Source organism: Rhodovulum sp. MB263 (assembly GCF_002073975.1).
Classification (GTDB): domain Bacteria; phylum Pseudomonadota; class Alphaproteobacteria; order Rhodobacterales; family Rhodobacteraceae; genus Rhodovulum.
Genome location: NZ_CP020384.1, coordinates 21425 through 36949 on the forward strand (window position 1 = coordinate 21425; position 15525 = coordinate 36949).

The window sequence follows — 15525 nt, forward strand, 5'->3', positions numbered from 1 at the left end:
AGCGTCAGTCATTCGGGATTCACGATTTGGCCGATCACCACGAAAAGCGGCGTAGTGCCGTCGCGCGCTTGCGACCGGGCCAGAAGGCGGCAATTGGTGGCGAGATAGGGCAAGAACTGCCGCATATCTCCGTCATGCGTGGACAGGTTGAGCTCGAAGCCGTCCGGACTCGTCACATCGGCTCCGTCCGGAATTGCGTCCGGACAGATCACGCCGAAATACCCATCGTCCCGCAATAAGTCATCAAAGCATGTCTGGTCCGGACAGGCCAGATAGGCCGCCGTAAGGTACTCCGTGGCGGCATAGCCCTGGCGGACGCGTCGCTCCTCCATGTCCGCGACATCCGGTTCCACCGCAGCCCGCGCCAGCAAGGCGGCACGGGTTTCGGCGTCGGGGCCAAGGCCACCGGCCAAAGAGCCCGGCAGGAAACTCCATCGGCTACCTGGACAGGAGGCGAAAACGTCCTCGGCGTCGAGGCCCTGCACGACCTGTTGGGTGAAGTCCATCCAGGCGAGGTATTCGCGATTGTTCACGATCCTGTGCTCCGGGTTGCAAACATGGGTCTCGCCAAATGCACGCAAATCGCTCCAGGAAAAGGTCTCCTGCGCTTGGACGGCAGATGTTCCAAGAAGGCTCCAGAATGAAAACAAGCAGACCAGTGCCCGTCGCCGGACGCAACTTGATTCAGACAAATCTTGTCTCCCTTGGTGATAACTTCGGTCCCGTCGATCTTGGTCTTCAAGCATGGGCTGAATCGGCTTCGCGCCTCTCCGCAGCTCTGATACCGCCCTCGATAGGTAGCGGTTCATCGTAGGCGCAGCGCCTGCATGAGTGTGTTGTGAATTGGAGCCATGTCGCCGCGATTTTCGGCGGCGGCCATCAAACGACAGTTGGTCAGCAGATATGGCAGGAACTGACGCATGTCCCCACCATGCTTGAACAATTTGAGCTCGAAGGCATCAGGGCTCGTATTGTCGAAACCGTCAGGCACCGGCTCCGGACAAATCCTCTCCTCGAAACCGTCCGCTTGCGTTACGGCTTCGAAGCAGGGTTGATCCGCCTGGCACAGCAGGAAGACTGTCGCTGCGTAATCTGCGGCGGCGTAGCCTTGGCTGATACGCGCCTGCACCGGATCGGTATCAGGCGTTTCAGGCGTGATCCGGGAAATCAGGGTTTCGCGCAGGTCACGCCAGTCATCCGGGTTCAAAGGCGCTTCGTTCAACGTTTCCGCAAAGCCGTAAAGAGGCGTGTCGCAATCGAGGAAGGCTGCCGGTGGCAGGCTTCCGTCCACTAACGATGCAAGAGCCTCAATCCAGGTAAGATACTGTGTATTGTTGGTTATCTGGTGATCCGGCACACAGCTGTGCTCATGTGCAAACGCACTTAGCTGGTCGAGGGAGAAGCTTTGCTGGGCCTCGGCAACCGGCGCAACCAGAGCTCCCATAACAAGCACACCGGCAAGTATGCTGTTCGGCCACCGCGAGCGCTGCAATGTCAGTTCAGACAAATTTTGTCTCCCTTCACGATAACTTCACTTCCGTCGATCTCGATCTTTCCACTCGGGCTCAACCGGATTCGCGACTTTCCGCTGCGCAACACGATGCCGCTTTCCGAGTTGAAAACGATGCCGTTGCTCGCCTCGACGATCACGCGTTCCTGTGATGACATCTTCAGGTCAGCGGGCGTTGTCACCGATAGCGTGTCAAGGGAAGCCAACCTCAAACTCTTGTCCGACTGGATCTGGAATTCATCGTCCGACGAAATCATCATGTCCGCTGCCGCGTGTAGCAGCATCGATCCGCGCTGCACGCCACGCGCATGGCCGAGGTTCATGCGAGGATGCTTCTGGTCGCGAAGGTTCCCGTCGCCGAAGACAAAGGCGCGCGGCGATACCGGGCGGACGGTTTCCGAATTGCCCGAAGCGATAAGCAGCGTGTCACCAGTGGTGATGCCGCGCAGCGCAAGCGAATGCGAAACATGCTCGCCATAGGTCAGCGCGGTTTCATGGCCGCGCACCTGCCGGTGCAGGTTGCCGCCCACCGAGGTTCTGTGATCATTCTCGACGCCCACATGAAGGTCGCGTTCGGCATGGACAAATACCTCCTCGCGCCCGGTTTCATCCTCGAACCGCAATTCGTTGAAACCAACTCCTGTGTGCGTGTCAGAACGGAAGACGGACTTGGTCTTGTTGGCGGGCAGATCATAGGGTACCGGGTTGCGCCCGTTATAGACGCAGCCGGTGACCAGCGGCTTGTCCGGGTCGCCGTCGAGGAACTCGACCACCACCTCCATCCCGATCCGGGGGATCACCATCCCGCCCCAACCAGCACCCGCCCAGCTTTGCGACACCCGGCAGCGCATCGACCAGGCCTCGTCCAGGTCCCAGTGGAACCGCACCAGGATCCGGCCGTATTCGTCGCAGTCGATCTCGCCCTCGCCGACCACCGTCGCGGTCTGCGGACCCCGCACATCGGCCCGCGCGGTCTTCTGTTCGGGCAGAAGCGGCGCTTCGACCGGCATCAGGACGTATTGCCCGTCATAGGCGCGCCCGTCGCCATCGTCCGACCCGCCCGACCCATAGTTGTCGGCAGTGTAGGAATGCCGGGCGCTCAGGCACATGTATTCGCCGCCGGTCCCGGGCACAGGATCGCCCGAGAGCGTCACCCGAAACCCCGCGCCAAGCGCCACGATATCGCCCTCGGCCTCAAAGCGCCGGTCCTGGCCGCGTTCGCCCGCGGCGCGCAGCTCGGCCACCACCTTGCCGCGGCCCTGGTCGAGGTAATCGCCCGGCCAGACGAAGCTCTCGATCTGGCCCTGCTCGTAGGCGGCGTCGCCCAGATGGTCGGTCTCCATCGCCGCCACCGGGGTCTTGAAATTGTAGTCCGTCAGCCGGATTGCACCCGTCGTGATCCGCCGCGCGGGCCGCCAGGTACGGAAATGCGAGATCTCCTCCTGGTGGTGGCCCTCGGCCGGCCGGAAGGGCCGCGCGCCGATGCTGTCATGGGCCTCGACCTGGTCGGTCAGCACCATCTCATGGGCGCCATCCGCGTGGCGGAAGTGATAGCTGATGCCGTGGCGCTCCATCATCCGGCAGGCGAAGGCCAGGTCGCTCTCGCGATACTGCACGGTGTATTCGAGTTCGGGGTAGTCGTTCGCGAGTTCAACCGTCAGCGCGCCCGCATCCGCATAGGCCGAGAGCAGCTCGGTCAGGATCTCGACCACGGTCTTGTTGTGGAAGATCCGCTGGTTACGCCGGAGGCTGGCAAGAAAGGCCCAGGGCCGGAGCCGCAGCCGGTAGCGATGTCCATTGTCGCCCGATCCCAGCCAGCGCGCCTCAGTGACGATGCCGTCGAAGGGGCGTTCGCCTTCCTTCGTGGTGAGGGTGACGGTGGCATGCGTCCCGATCAGCCGGTCGAAATCGACATCGGCCGAGGCGGCGAGGCAGTCGGCCGAATAGTCGAACAGCGCGTTCAGATGATCGACGCCCTCGAACCGGCGGAGCACCAGGACATCCTGCCCCAGAACCGTGGAAATCCGGCCCATGCGGGCGTCCTGACGGAAGAACCCACTCATGAAATACCCTCTTTTAATATCGCTAAGGTAGTAACGCGGATCCTGTCATGGCAACCCTAGGCTGCCGTCTGCGTTCTAGGACGCATGGTCATTGGCGACATCATGCCGAGAGGCAGAGTGGCGCGGCTGATGAGGCGACAAGGCTGAGCCCTAGCAAGATCATGTGTCGAGATCTTCCTCGGAAGCCATAAGGGAGAGCTTCCCGGCGTCCCGAACCGCGCCTGATCTGCCGCTCAGCCTCCCAGGTCTGGCCGCCTGGATTCGGTTTTCTGGCGCTCCACAGGCGCAGGCGCCCGGATCACCTATTGTGGATACGCAGCACATCGGGATCAGGATCTCGAGCCCGTCTTCGTCGCGCTGCCAGTGGCAGCGGGTGAGGGCGGCGGAATCAGACATGCCCGCTCTCGGGATTTGGGGAGTGCTCTTTGGTTCGCTGAACCTGCGCAAACCTGATTTCCCTGTACAAACGGGGAACACGCCTGCTTAGGGAGCGATTATTTTGCGCAGTTTCCCTTGTTCTGCGGCCGAGGCTAGCCCTTGGTAAGGGAGAGGTCGACAGTTCAATCCCGTCCAGCAGCACCGCCTAAACCACTGAAAACATGATATTTCCCCAAGAAACCTAAAGCCGCACATCATGCAGAACGAAGCATGAATTTGCGTCGTCTAGTGGCAAGAAATTGGCAAGTTGAATTGGGGACGAAGGCGAAGCCACAGCGGACATCTGACCGCCTGATCCGATCACGCCTGCTTAGATCAGTGTCCAGTTAACCCGCCGCTTCCGCGATGCCCTCGCTCCGCCCGGCATTGCACCGGGCGGTACCCCACAGCCTACCGCCGCAGCGCCCGCACGACCCCGATAGCTGCGGCGCCGCCGAAATAGAACGTCACGATCCGCAGTTGCAGGTCCAGCAGGTCGGCAGACAGCGCATCGGTGACGCCGAGCCCAGTCACCTTGTCCCAGATCAGCAGCTTGGCGTTGTAGAGGATGAACGGCGCCGCCCAGGCGGCCTGCACCCACGCGGTCAGGCGCCCGCCGAGCGCCCGGTTCGCCTGACGCTCCTGCAGCTCGGCAATGCGGATCTCGGCCGCGATCCGGTCGGCATCATTGGAGGCGCGCAGCCGCGCCTCATAGGCCTCGCGCAGCTGGCCCGCCAGCCCGCCGCCGAGGAGCTGCATCAGCCATCCCATCACGATGCCTCGCGCATGCGGTAACCGTATTCCTCGGTCCTGCGGTTCCTGAGCCCGGCGACAACGCGCCCGCCCGCCTTGTTCCACCAGGTCAGGGCCTCGCAGGCGCCCGGCACGTCGCCCTCGCTCAGGCGCCGGGTCGCGGTGGATCGACCCGCGCCAGCCACGCCGACATTGATGGCAAGGCTGGTGAACGCGGCATCGCGTGGAGACGGCTCTCTCGGGAGAGTTCCCGCTCGTGAAGGTCAACCCTCTGCAGACGCGACGCTTCGCGCAAGCCGTCGGAACACATGCCAAGACGGATGCGGTGGACGCCCGCTGTCTTGCGCGTATGGGGGCCGCGTTGGGCCTGGAACCCGACGAGCCCGTTTTGGAGAATCTGCGTGAGTTCGATGACTTGCAGACGCCACGAGCGGCGCTGATCAAGGAGCGGGGCCGTCTGCGCAATCGCCGCCTGATCCTGACCAGTGTCCTGCTGAAGCGTCGGACGAACACACACCTCACCCTGATCGAACGGCAGCTCGGCGAACTCGACGCCGAGATCGCACGGCGCATTGCCGAGGACACGACGTGCGCGCGCAAGCGCGACATCCTAAGCTCGATCCCCGGAATTGGGCAGATTGCCGCCGCTGCCATTTTCACCTTCCTCCCGGAAATCGGTGCGCTGGGGCGAAAGCAGGCCGGGAGTCGGGCCGGGCTGGTGCCGCACAACAGGGAGTCGGGCCAATGGAAAGGCAAGTCCTTCATCAGCGGCGGACGAAAGCCGCTGCGTGACGCGCTCTACATGCCTGCTCTCGTCGCCATGCGGTTCAACCCGGATCTCAAGGCCAGGTATCTGCAGCTGCGCGAAGCCGGAAAGCCAGCGAAAATCGCGCTCGTCGCGCTCATGCGCTGGCTGATCTAGGTTGCGAACGCACTCGTCAAAGCCGACCGCCTATGGGTCAAAAAACCCGCCTGCGCATGACGGATACTCAACAGTTACAATGTCTCGATCCCCAACATGCCTTTCGGCGGCGTCAAGGATTCGGGCTACGGCCGGGAACATGGCGGCTTCGGCATGAAGGAGTTCGTGAACGCCAAGTCGCTTTATATTTGATGACGGCCGCGCGAATGCGGCACGGAATTAACCCGGGTGGCCCCTGTGGTCGCCAGAGGTAATACCGTCCGCTATCGGCGCTCCACCACGTCAGCCAGCTTGCGCATGGCCTTCACATAGAGACGCCCCGCCTCCGTTGCCGCGCCTCCGGCGATAAGAGCAACCTTCAGCGCGCACCGCATCCCAGACCGCGCCCTGCTCCCGGCGGTCCAGGTGCCCGACATGCCCCTGCCATTCCAGCCAGCGGGTGACCGCCGCGCGGGCCTTCTCGTCCTCGGTCCGCAGGTCCAGATCGTCGTCGCCGCTAATCTCGAACCGCTCCCGCAGCATCTCGATCCTGACGGTCTTGGGGTGCAGCCGGATCCCGAGGTAATGGGCCCATAGGCGGCCTGCGCCCGGCAGAACCCCGCGAAGACCGACCAGAGCCCTCCTAACCTCGTCAGGCTCGCACAGCACATGAAGGACGCGGCCGGCCTCGCATTCGAGGCTCTGCGCCTCCGCTCGGTCTCGCCCTTCGGCTCGTAGTAATAGGATGAGCGTGCGATCGACGGTAGCTCGCACTGCCGGCCGATCGAGAGATCCGGGTGGTCCGGCTCGATCATACCGCGCCTCACTTCCCGCCCCAGGGCTTCAGCTTTCGTTCCAAAAAAGAGTTGGCCGCCGCCAGCTCCCCGATCTTGGCGTGGAGCTCCCTCACCTGCTCCTCGTCAATCTCGGGCGTCTTGCGGCCCCCGCGCTCGAAAACGCCTGACGTGCCTTCGAGCACGGCCCGCTTCCATTGATGGATCATCGTTGAATGCACCCCGAACCGGCTCGCCAGCTCGGCCGCCGTCTCTTCACCCTTCAGGGCTTCCAGCGCGACCTTCGCCTTGAACTCAGGCGCGTGCCGCTTGCGTTTCGACATCTCTGATCTCCTTCTCGTCGAAGATCAGCAGACTGCAAATCCTAGCTTATGTCAGTGTCCGAATTTCGGGGGGTAGCTCAGACACCGCAACGAGCGCGCCGAGCGCTTGAGCAATTTGAGGACTCCGCGCCCGGCGCGCCTGCGTCCGACGAGGCACCAGAATACCAAAATCAAACCTGCAGACTCTCGCCAGGAATGAGGGACCGGCAGGGGCAGGTCATGACCGGGAAAGCCGAGCGTGCCACTCTCCGGAAGATGACCCTGCGGCCGGGGCGACGAGGACCGGTTCGCAGATGCGGAGAACCCGAGGTCTCGCGGAAAAGAGCTGGCACAATCTTCTGCACGGAAGAGGACAGGCCGTCCTGTTTCCACTTGAACGGCTCGGGCGATCCGGTTAAACGCACGCTCGGTCCGCCTCAATAGCTCAGCTGGTAGAGCAGGTCCTTCGTAAGGACAAGGTCGGGGGTTCGAGTCCCTCTTGAGGCACCACTCCCTGCATCGTCGGATCACCTGATTGTCGGGCAATATTGCGCGCCGAACAAGAATGCGAAAGCCGCTCTGACCGGGGCTATCTGATGCGCGTGCGGACGATCTCGCCGGCCGGGTATGACCCGGATCGCAGGGTGGGCTGGGCATCCGTCATACGACGGGCTGCAAGACAGCAGGGCCTATATGCGCTGGCGGGGCGGGTATCTCAGATCTCTGCGGCCCGATGCCCGGCTGTCTCGCGGCAGAGGCCCTCACGCATGGCGTAGCCTGCCGGACGGACGACACCGGCGGTTCGGCGCGCGCGGCGGCCCTCCCGGCAGGGAGGACAGCCACGTTCCGTTCTATTGCGCCGGCTTTTCGGCCCCGCCGCCGACCAGCAGCGGCAGCATGTCCGACGCACCGCCAAGCCCGGCAGGACCTGCCGCGGCCGGCTTCCAGGCCAGCGTGTCGAAGCCGCTGCACTGAGCGCAGACCGGCGTCCAGGCCGAATGCACCGTGCCGCAGCTCTCGCAGACCCATTGCGGGCCCTGCGGCGCGCCGATGGCCTTGGCCAGATAGCCGCGCACCACCTCGTCATCGGCGCCGAGCCCACGCTCGATCGCCGCCATAAGCGCCAGCGCGCGCGCCGTGGGTGCCGTCTCGGCCAGATCGCCCAGCGCCTTGCGGGCGGCCGGGAAATCCTCGGCGGCGATCGCGAGTTCCGCCGACAGCATCCGGGTCTCGGGATCGTCGGGGCGCAGCTCTGTCAGCGGGGCGAAACGCTGGATACGGTCCTGCGGCGTCTCTTCGGGCACGAGCTCGGCGAAGGCGGCCGCCAGATCGGGATGCGGCTGTGCCTCCCAGGCGCGGCGCAGCACCCGCACCGCCTGCTTGTCGCGGCCCTGCGCATTATAGGCCCGCGCAGCCATCACCGCGGCGGGGACCAGATCGGGCGACAGCTTGTTGGCCTCCATCGACAGATCGCGCGCGCGCGGCTCGTCGCCATCGACCATCAGATCGCGCGCCTCGCAAAGCGCCAGGATCGCGTCGCGGCGCCGGTGCAGATCGCGCGGGATATTGCCATGGCGGAGCCTGGCGTTCAGGGTCTTGCGCGCGCCCTTCCAGTCCTCGGCGCTGGCCTGCAGCTGCAGCAGCGCATTCTGGGTCTCTGCATGGCGCGGCTTCAGCGCGAAGGCCTTCTCGGCCAGCTTCAACGCGGTCTCGCTGTCGCCCTCGGCCAGCTTCTGCTTCATCAGCCCGCGCACGCCGACAAACCGGGTGCGGTCGTCACCCAGAAGCTTCTTGTAGATGTCGCGCGCACGGCCCTTGTCGCCAAGCATCTCGGCCGCCTGGGCCGAGAGAAGGTTGGTCAGGTCGGGCCGGCGGAGGAAGCGCTCGGCCTTGGCCGCGTTCGACATCGCCAGCCGGGCCTCGCCGGAGGCCAGGGCCAGCATGCCGTCGGCCAGCGCCTGAAAGCCGCGGCGCTCGCGCGAGCGGCTGAAATAGCGGCTGATCGCGGTTTCGTCGCCATTGAGAAAGCGCAGCAGCGCCACCAGAAACCCCGCGATCCGGAGCAGCAGCCAGACGCCGACGACGGTCAGGAGCGCCATGATCACCGCCTGAAGCGGGCCCAGCACGAATTCCTTATCCGCGACCGAGACCCTGAGGCCCGGCCCCGTCTCCATCAGGAGACCGGCACCGTAAGCCAGCGCCGCGACGAGGATCACGAAGAAGAGGATCTTGAGAAGAGACCAGAGCATGTTTCGCGCGTCCTCAGTTGCTGTTCAGCGTTTGCTCGAGGCTCTGCGCGGCCTCCACGGCATCGGCCCGGGCGCGGGCCGCGTCGATCCAGCCCGCCATCTCGCCCCGGGCATCGTCATCGAGCCCGTCAAGCTCGGACAGCGCGGCGTCGAGATTGCCCTCGCGCAGTGCCGCCTCGGCCCGCGACAGAACCGCATCGGCATCGTCGCCCTCTTGCGGGGTCAGCGAACGCATGCCGAGCTGACTGCGCAGGAAGGCCTTGAACTTGTCGCCGGCGCCGCCCGCCGCCTGTTCCTTCAGCGAGGTCTCGAGCGCGGCCCGCGCCGCGGCCGGGAAGGAATCCTGCAGCTCGGGCAGGGTCTCGACGCCCTTGGCTGCCACCGCCGTCAGGGCCTCGGGTACCTCGATCGCACCGAACTGTCCCAGCGCGCTGTCGAAGGGCGCGCCATCGGCCAGCGCCGCGTCGATCCGCATCAATGCCGCGCGGGCCTCGACCTGGGCTGCACGGTCCATCGCCTGACCGATATCGGCCTGGGCCTTCTCGGCCACTTCCTGCACCGAGGCGCTGAGTTCGGCATTCTGCTCGCGCATCTGCGCGATCTGGTCTTCATAGGCCTTGAGCGCGGCCGCCGCCTCGCCGCTGGCCGCCGCGGCAGGCGCCTCGGCAAGCTCGGTCACGCGGGCGTCGATCCCGGCAAGCTGATCGGCGATCTTGCCGATCTGCTCCTGAAGGGCAGAGATCTGCGGGGCGAGGGTGTCGTCGGACCCGGTCCCGGAAGGGCGCTCGGCCAGCGCCGCCTCGATCCGGTCGAGCCGCGCACCGGTCTCGGTCAGCACGGCCAGCCCCTTCTCGCCAAGCCCGGCGCTGGTGCCGGGGAAGGACCAGCCCTCGGGCTGGATGTATTGCGCGGTGACGAAGCCGATCCCGGCCGCCAGAACGCCGCCCAGCACCGGTGCGACGATCCCGCCAGGGCCGCGCTTCGGCGGAACCGGTGCCGCCGCCGGGGAGAGTGGCGCTGCCGGTTCGGAGGGCCCGGTGTCAGGGACCTCTTTGGCCGGCCTGTCGTCTTCGGCCGCCGGTTCGTCGCGCGGCGGTTCGGTATTGGCGTCCTCGTCCGTCTCGTCGCGGTCGCGCGCCGTGCGGATCGCCGTTTCCAGCCGACCTTCGCCGGTCTCTCCGCCGCCTTCGGGTTGCGACGTCCTGGTGTCCTCGGAATCGGTTTCGTCTTCGGTTTTTGCCACGGGAACCCGCCTTTCGATTCGCTTTGTCTGAGACCGCGCGTCGCGCACCCCCTCGCACATTAAAGACTAGCCGTTACGTCCTCAAGGCACGCCAACGGCACCCATTACCGCAGCCAGACCGTCCATCATGGCCTGGGCATCGGGCCGTTCGGCCTCGATCAGGGCAATGGGCTGCGGCCCGTCCCAGGAGGCCGTGACCGCCGGGCTCATCGTCACCAGCGCGAACCGGCCGCCCGAACCGCGCAGCCGTTCGGCGACGAGCAAAGCCGACCGAGGCGAGAACAGCGGCAGCAGGGTCAGGGGCGCGGCCTCGATCTCGGCCGCGATGCCGGACGGGAAGGGCAGGGCCTCCTGCGCATAGACGATGCGCTCCTCGGTCGGGAGGCCGATGGCGCTGAGCGCCTCGGCCAGTTCGACCCGGGCATGTTCGCCGCGCAGGTGCAAAAGCGGGGCCTTGGGCGGATCGGCAGTGAAATGCGCGATCATCGAGGCCGCGGTGCCCTCGGCCGCGGTCGCGCGGAACCCGACGGCACGGGCGGCATCGGCGGTGCGCTCGCCCACGCAATAGGCGGGCAGATCCCGCGCCGGGTTGGCGGCCGCCAGCGCGGCGACGCCGTTCTCCGAGGTGAACAGCAGCCCCGCGAAGCCCTCGAGCGACACCGGATCGGGGCGCGGCACGATGTCGAGGACCGGCGCCGTGCGGATCGCGATGCCGGGACCGAACCGCTGGACGAAATCCCCGGCGAAGCGGGCCGACTGGACGCGCGGGCGGGTGAGCAGAAGCAGGGGGGAATGCTGGGGCAAGGCGAACCTCCTCGCGGGATTGTGCCTGTGGTCCCGGTGGTGTTACCTGCCGACCGACGGGTACGCAACGGCGGAGCCATGGCCGAAACACTCACGATCCTTGGGCTGGAGAGCAGCTGCGACGATACGGCCGCCGCCCTGGTGCGCCAGAATGCCGACGGGCGCCCCGAAATCCTGGCCTCGGTGGTCGAGGGCCAGACCGCATTGCACGCGGCCTTCGGCGGCGTGGTGCCCGAGATCGCCGCGCGTGCCCATGCCGAACGGCTCGATCTCTGCGTCGAGCGGGCGATGGCCGAGGCCGGGCTGGGGTTTTCGGATCTCGACGCGGTGGCGGTGACGGCCGGGCCCGGGCTGATCGGCGGCGTGCTGTCGGGGGTGATGGTCGCCAAGGGCATCGCCGCCGCGACCGGGCTGCCGCTGGTCGGCGTCAACCATCTGGCCGGGCATGCGCTGACGCCGCGACTGACCGACGGGCTGGACTTTCCCTATCTGATGCTGCTGGCCTCGGGCGGGCATTGCCAGTTTCTTGCCGTTTCCGGCCCCGAAGACTTTGCACGGATCGGCGGCACCATCGACGACGCGCCGGGCGAGGCCTTCGACAAGACCGCCAAGCTGCTGGCCCTGCCCCAGCCCGGCGGCCCGGCGGTGGAACGCACGGCCGAAACCGGCGATCCGGCGCGCTTTACCTTCCCGCGCCCGCTGATGGACCGGCCGGGCTGCGACATGTCGTTCTCGGGCCTCAAGACCGCGCTCCTGCGTGCCCGCGACCGCATCATCGCCGAAAAGGGCGGGATCACGGTGCAGGACCGCGCCGATCTCTGCGCCGGATTTCAGGCGGCGGTGCGCGACGTGCTGGCGGGCAAGGCCGCCCGGGCGCTGGCGGCCTGTCCCGAGGCGACGGCTCTGGCCGTCGCGGGCGGGGTCGCCGCGAACCGCGCGATCCGGGCCGCGCTGGAGGATCTGGCCGGAACGGCCGGGCTGCCCTTCGTCGCGCCGCCGCTGAAACTCTGCACCGACAATGCCGCGATGATCGCCTGGGCCGGGCTCGAGCGCTTTCGCCTCGGCGCCCGCGACGACATGGCGCTTGCCGCCCGGCCGCGCTGGCCGCTTGACAAAAGAAGCCCTGCGCTGATCGGGGCCGGCAAGAAAGGAGCCAAGGCATGAGGGGAATCGGAATTGCAGGGGCAGGGGCCTTCGGCACGGCGCTTGGCGTCGTTCTGGCGCAATCCGGGCGCAAGGCGACGATCTGGGCGCATCAGGCGGACTTTGCCGACAAGATCCGAAACGGCAACGAAAACCCGCGCCTGCCGGGCGTCACCCTGCCCGAAGACCTCTCTGTCACCTCCGAGATCGCGGATATCGCGGATTGCGACCTGCTGCTGCTGACCACGCCGATGCAGGCACTGGCGAGCGTTCTCGAAACCCATGGACCGGTGCTGAAGGCCCGCCACATGGTCGCCTGCTGCAAGGGCGTCGATCTGGCCACCGGGCGGGGCCCCGGCGCGATCATCGCCGAAACCTGTCCCGGGGTGGTGCCTGCCGTCCTGACCGGCCCCAGCTTTGCCGCCGACATCGCCCGCGGACTGCCGACCGCGCTGACGCTGGCCTGCGCCGATCCCGATGCAGGGCTCGTGCTGCAGGAACGGCTGTCGACGCCGACGCTCAGGCTGTATCGCAGCACCGATACCGTGGGCGCCGAGCTGGGCGGCGCGCTGAAGAACGTGATGGCCATCGCCGCGGGCATCGTCATCGGCACGGGGCTCGGCGAAAGCGCGCGGGCCGCGCTTATCACCCGGGGCTTTGCCGAGATGCAGCGCTTTGCCCAGAGCTATGGCGCCGAGCCCGAGACGCTGGCCGGGCTGTCGGGCTTCGGCGATCTGGTACTGACCTGCACTTCGCAGCAATCGCGCAATTTCGGCTATGGCGTGGCGCTGGGGCGGAATGCCTGGTTCGACCCCGATGTGACCGTCGAGGGCGCGGCCACCGCCCGCGCCGTCGCGGCCATCGCCAGGGCACGCGGCATCGACATGCCGGTGACCCAAAGCGTAGCCCAGGTCATCGATGGCCATCGCAGCATCGAAGAGGCGGTCAAGATCCTGCTGAGCCGCCCCCTGAAGGAGGAATGACCATGTATTTCGCGCTGATCTGCCGGGACAAGCCCGGCCATCTGGAGACTCGCAAGGCCAATCGCGAGGCGCATCTGGCCTATGTCGCCGAAACCGGCGTGGTGGTGCAGGCCGGGCCGTTCCTGGATGAGGCGGGCGAGATGTGCGGCTCGCTGGTGATCCTCGATGTCGCGGACAAGGCGGCGGCCGAGGCCTGGGCCGCGAACGACCCCTATGCCGGGGCGGGCCTGTTCGAAAGCGTCTCTGTGCAGGCCTGGAAGAAGGTCGTCGGCTGATGGCCTTCTGGCTGTTCAAATCCGAACCCAACGCCTGGAGCTGGGACGATCAGGTCGCGAAAGGCGCGGCCGGCGAGGAATGGGACGGCGTGCGCAACTATCAGGCCCGCAACAACATGCGGGCCATGAAGACCGGCGATCGGGGCTTCTTCTACCATTCACTCAGCGAAAAGGCCGTGGTCGGCATCGTCGAGGTGATCGCCGAGGCCCATCCCGACAGCAAGGCCGACGACCCGCGCTGGGAATGCGTCGACATCAAGGCGCTCACGCCCTTGCCCCGGCCGGTGACGCTGGACATGTGCAAGGCCGAGCCGCGGCTGAAGGACATGGTGCTGGTCAACAATTCGCGCCTTTCGGTGCAGCCGGTGACCGACGAGGAATGGCGGATCGTCTGCGAGATGGGCGGGCTCTGAGCACCCGCCCGACGCTCAGAACCGGTTCAGCGGGATCCTGAGATAGGAATGCCCGTCCGACTCGGGCTCTGGCAGGCGACCGCCGCGCAGGTTGACCTGCAGCGCGGCCAGCATGCGGTCGGGCAGGGACAGGGTCGCATCGCGCGTCTGCCGGGTCGCCATGAACGCCTCGCGCGTCACGCCATCCAGATGCACGTTCCGGCGCTGCTCGGCCACCGTCGCCATCGGCTGCACCGCCGCACCCTCCTCGGGATAATCGTGGCCGATGAACAGCCGCGTCTCGTCCGGCAGCGACAAGAGCCGCCCGAGCGAGTCGTAGAGGACCGAAGCGCTGCCGCCCGGAAAATCCGCCCGCGCGGTCCCGGCATCCGGCCGCAGGAAGGTATCGGCGACGAAGGCGGCATCGCCCACGAGATAGCTGACCGAGGCCAGCGTATGGCCCGGCGTCGCCAGCACCCGCAGCGTCAGATTGCCCAGCGCGATCTCGTCGCCCTCGCGAAACAGCCCGTCCCAGTCGCGCGCCCCGGCGGGGAAAGCCTCGGGCAGGTTGTAAAGATCGCGCCAGAGCGCCTGCACCTCGATCACCCGCGCGCCGATGCCCCGCCGCGCGCCCAGCGCCCGGCCAAGGTAATGCGCGGCCGAGAAATGATCGGCATGGGGATGGGTATCGAGCACCCAGCCGATCCGCAGCCCCTCGGCCCGGACATGGTCGAGAATCCGGTCGGCATTCGCGGTCGTGACCCGGGCCTCGGCCGGATCGAAATCGAGCACCGGGTCGATCACGGCGCCTTCGAGGGTGGCGGGGTCATGGATCACATATTGCAGGCTGCCTGTGGCCTCATCGTGGAACGGCGTCACAACGGGCGAAGCTGTCATGGGAAATTCTCCGGTAATTCTGGTCTTTCGGGGGATCATATCCCCATGGACGAGAACAACCGACAGGGCGGAGGGTTCCGCCAGAGACGATGGGCAGAGCCGGAGCGGGAGGTCATGAATGGAGGGTTCCGCAAGCGCAGAACCCTCCATCACCCCACGTGCACCCTGGCGCACCACACGTGAATTCCATGAGGGCCCTGCCGTCCTGGCGGGCATGAATTGACCATACGCCGACCACGCCCCGTCCACAAACCCAATGTTCTCGGCATTTTATACGACTTGCTGGAAACAGTGCCGGGGCAGGACGGATCTGTTGCAGTCCGACCGGGGCGAAGTCAGCCGTAGATGTGCTCTTTTCCGAAATGCCGAACCAGCATGTAATACAGCACGGCGCGGTACTTGTGCGGGTTCGAGACGCCATAGGTCTCGATCGCAGCCTGGATCGCCTCGGCCAGATCGGGGCCGTCGGTCAAGCCCAGCTTGCGGATCAGGAAATTGGTCCGCACCGTCTCGATCTCGCCCGGCTGCCCCGCCGCGACCAGTTCTGCATCGGCATCGTAGATCGCCGGACCGCAGCCGATGGTGACCTTGGTCAGCAGATCCATATCGGGCTCCATCCCGCATTTCGTCCTGAGGTCCTGTGCGTATTTCTCGATCAACGCAGCGCGCTTTCCCATCCGTCTTCCTCCTCTGGCCTCCTCGCCAGCTTCGAGCCTAGCCCCGCCCGCCCGCCGGGCAAGAAAAATCCGGGCCGGCACCGCCCTATGTGTCGCTTTCGCGTCTTGAGACCGACGGGCAC

Annotated in this window: 16 protein-coding genes, 1 tRNA gene and 2 pseudogenes; 7 read left to right on the top strand and 12 right to left on the bottom strand. The window is 66.2% G+C overall.

Going from position 1 to position 15525, the window contains the following annotated elements:
- Nucleotides 1–8: 8 nt before the first annotated feature.
- The 5 genes and pseudogenes from B5V46_RS00165 to B5V46_RS00185 all read right to left on the bottom strand — a co-directional run.
- The gene (locus tag B5V46_RS00165) at nt 9–650 is read right to left on the bottom strand and encodes a hypothetical protein (protein ID WP_196774298.1); all 642 of its coding nucleotides are present in this window, start codon (nt 648–650) and stop codon (nt 9–11) included.
- Between the two features lie 155 nt (nt 651–805).
- Nucleotides 806–1507 carry a hypothetical protein gene (locus tag B5V46_RS00170; protein WP_155773866.1) on the bottom strand — a complete coding sequence of 234 codons (702 nt, stop codon included), beginning with the start codon at nt 1505–1507 and terminating at the stop codon, nt 806–808.
- Nucleotides 1495–3573 carry a type VI secretion system tip protein TssI/VgrG gene (tssI, locus tag B5V46_RS00175; protein ID WP_080614716.1) on the bottom strand — a complete coding sequence of 693 codons (2079 nt, stop codon included), beginning with the start codon at nt 3571–3573 and terminating at the stop codon, nt 1495–1497. The genes B5V46_RS00170 and tssI overlap by 13 nt, the downstream gene beginning before the upstream one ends.
- Nucleotides 3574–4401: 828 nt before the next feature.
- Nucleotides 4402–4761 (bottom strand): hypothetical protein, encoded by a 360-nt coding sequence (locus tag B5V46_RS00180; protein WP_080614717.1) that lies wholly within the window; start codon nt 4759–4761, stop codon nt 4402–4404.
- Nucleotides 4761–4949: pseudogene (locus B5V46_RS00185) on the bottom strand (glycoside hydrolase family protein); the annotation flags it as partial. The pseudogene B5V46_RS00185 and the gene B5V46_RS00180, both read right to left, overlap by 1 nt.
- Nucleotides 4950–4966: 17 nt before the next feature.
- Here B5V46_RS00185 and B5V46_RS00190 point away from each other — a divergent pair.
- Both B5V46_RS00190 and B5V46_RS19425 read left to right on the top strand, forming a co-directional pair.
- On the top strand, nt 4967–5665 hold the full coding sequence (locus B5V46_RS00190) for a transposase (protein ID WP_080614719.1): 699 nt from the start codon (nt 4967–4969) through the stop codon (nt 5663–5665).
- Between the two features lie 66 nt (nt 5666–5731).
- Nucleotides 5732–5857: pseudogene (locus tag B5V46_RS19425) on the top strand (aldehyde dehydrogenase family protein); the annotation flags it as partial.
- Between the two features lie 90 nt (nt 5858–5947).
- On the opposite strand, the gene B5V46_RS19430 reads toward B5V46_RS19425, so the two are convergent.
- Both B5V46_RS19430 and B5V46_RS20320 read right to left on the bottom strand, forming a co-directional pair.
- Complete coding sequence (locus B5V46_RS19430) at nt 5948–6187, bottom strand: hypothetical protein (protein ID WP_155773868.1); 240 nt, start codon at nt 6185–6187, stop codon at nt 5948–5950.
- Nucleotides 6188–6467: 280 nt separating this feature from the next.
- On the bottom strand, nt 6468–6761 hold the full coding sequence (locus B5V46_RS20320; protein WP_080614721.1) for a transposase: 294 nt from the start codon (nt 6759–6761) through the stop codon (nt 6468–6470).
- A gap of 413 nt (nt 6762–7174) precedes the next feature.
- Between B5V46_RS20320 and B5V46_RS00205 the strand changes: the two genes are divergently transcribed.
- Nucleotides 7175–7250: transfer RNA gene (locus tag B5V46_RS00205), tRNA-Thr, on the top strand.
- Between the two features lie 341 nt (nt 7251–7591).
- Here B5V46_RS00205 and B5V46_RS00210 read toward each other — a convergent pair.
- The 3 genes from B5V46_RS00210 to B5V46_RS00220 all read right to left on the bottom strand — a co-directional run bounded on the left by B5V46_RS00210 (nt 7592) and on the right by B5V46_RS00220 (nt 11036).
- A complete protein-coding gene (locus B5V46_RS00210) occupies nt 7592–8989 on the bottom strand; it encodes a heme biosynthesis protein HemY (RefSeq protein ID WP_080614722.1) in 1398 nt (465 codons plus the stop codon).
- A gap of 13 nt (nt 8990–9002) precedes the next feature.
- Nucleotides 9003–10232 (bottom strand): COG4223 family protein, encoded by a 1230-nt coding sequence (locus B5V46_RS00215; RefSeq protein WP_080614723.1) that lies wholly within the window; start codon nt 10230–10232, stop codon nt 9003–9005.
- Nucleotides 10233–10313: 81 nt separating this feature from the next.
- Nucleotides 10314–11036 (bottom strand): uroporphyrinogen-III synthase, encoded by a 723-nt coding sequence (locus B5V46_RS00220; protein WP_080614724.1) that lies wholly within the window; start codon nt 11034–11036, stop codon nt 10314–10316.
- 78 nt (nt 11037–11114) lie between these two features.
- On the opposite strand from B5V46_RS00220, the gene tsaD reads away from it, so the two are divergent.
- The 4 genes from tsaD to B5V46_RS00240 are packed head-to-tail and all read left to right on the top strand — an operon-like array spanning nt 11115 to nt 13850.
- On the top strand, nt 11115–12200 hold the full coding sequence (gene tsaD, locus B5V46_RS00225; RefSeq protein WP_080614725.1) for a tRNA (adenosine(37)-N6)-threonylcarbamoyltransferase complex transferase subunit TsaD: 1086 nt from the start codon (nt 11115–11117) through the stop codon (nt 12198–12200).
- A complete protein-coding gene (locus B5V46_RS00230) occupies nt 12197–13162 on the top strand; it encodes an NAD(P)H-dependent glycerol-3-phosphate dehydrogenase (RefSeq protein WP_080614726.1) in 966 nt (321 codons plus the stop codon). Before tsaD ends, B5V46_RS00230 begins: the two co-directional genes overlap by 4 nt.
- 2 nt (nt 13163–13164) lie before the next feature.
- Nucleotides 13165–13437 (top strand): YciI family protein, encoded by a 273-nt coding sequence (locus tag B5V46_RS00235; RefSeq protein WP_080614727.1) that lies wholly within the window; start codon nt 13165–13167, stop codon nt 13435–13437.
- Nucleotides 13437–13850 (top strand): EVE domain-containing protein, encoded by a 414-nt coding sequence (locus B5V46_RS00240; RefSeq protein ID WP_080614728.1) that lies wholly within the window; start codon nt 13437–13439, stop codon nt 13848–13850. Before B5V46_RS00235 ends, B5V46_RS00240 begins: the two co-directional genes overlap by 1 nt.
- 15 nt (nt 13851–13865) lie before the next feature.
- Here the strand turns inward: B5V46_RS00240 and B5V46_RS00245 are convergent, their stop codons facing one another.
- Together B5V46_RS00245 and B5V46_RS00250 are read right to left on the bottom strand one after the other, a co-directional pair.
- Nucleotides 13866–14726, bottom strand: a complete 861-nt coding sequence (locus tag B5V46_RS00245) for an MBL fold metallo-hydrolase (RefSeq protein ID WP_080614729.1) — start codon at nt 14724–14726, stop codon at nt 13866–13868.
- A gap of 335 nt (nt 14727–15061) precedes the next feature.
- A complete protein-coding gene (locus B5V46_RS00250) occupies nt 15062–15403 on the bottom strand; it encodes a DUF2853 family protein (protein ID WP_080614730.1) in 342 nt (113 codons plus the stop codon).
- Between the last annotated feature and the right edge of the window lie 122 nt (nt 15404–15525).

Excerpts from the sequence above, each read along its gene's own strand:
- B5V46_RS19430 (WP_155773868.1), bottom strand. The coding sequence starts at position 6,187 with ATGCTGCGGGAGCGGTTCGAGATTAGCGGCGACGACGATCTGGACCTG.
- B5V46_RS00210 (WP_080614722.1), bottom strand. The coding sequence starts at position 8,989 with ATGCTCTGGTCTCTTCTCAAGATCCTCTTCTTCGTGATCCTCGTCGCG.
- B5V46_RS00230 (WP_080614726.1), top strand. The coding sequence starts at position 12,197 with ATGAGGGGAATCGGAATTGCAGGGGCAGGGGCCTTCGGCACGGCGCTT.
- tssI (WP_080614716.1), bottom strand. The coding sequence starts at position 3,573 with ATGAGTGGGTTCTTCCGTCAGGACGCCCGCATGGGCCGGATTTCCACG.
- B5V46_RS00240 (WP_080614728.1), top strand. The coding sequence starts at position 13,437 with ATGGCCTTCTGGCTGTTCAAATCCGAACCCAACGCCTGGAGCTGGGAC.
- B5V46_RS00180 (WP_080614717.1), bottom strand. The coding sequence starts at position 4,761 with ATGGGATGGCTGATGCAGCTCCTCGGCGGCGGGCTGGCGGGCCAGCTG.
- B5V46_RS20320 (WP_080614721.1), bottom strand. The coding sequence starts at position 6,761 with ATGTCGAAACGCAAGCGGCACGCGCCTGAGTTCAAGGCGAAGGTCGCG.
- B5V46_RS00235 (WP_080614727.1), top strand. The coding sequence starts at position 13,165 with ATGTATTTCGCGCTGATCTGCCGGGACAAGCCCGGCCATCTGGAGACT.
- B5V46_RS00245 (WP_080614729.1), bottom strand. The coding sequence starts at position 14,726 with ATGACAGCTTCGCCCGTTGTGACGCCGTTCCACGATGAGGCCACAGGC.
- tsaD (WP_080614725.1), top strand. The coding sequence starts at position 11,115 with ATGGCCGAAACACTCACGATCCTTGGGCTGGAGAGCAGCTGCGACGAT.
- B5V46_RS00250 (WP_080614730.1), bottom strand. The coding sequence starts at position 15,403 with ATGGGAAAGCGCGCTGCGTTGATCGAGAAATACGCACAGGACCTCAGG.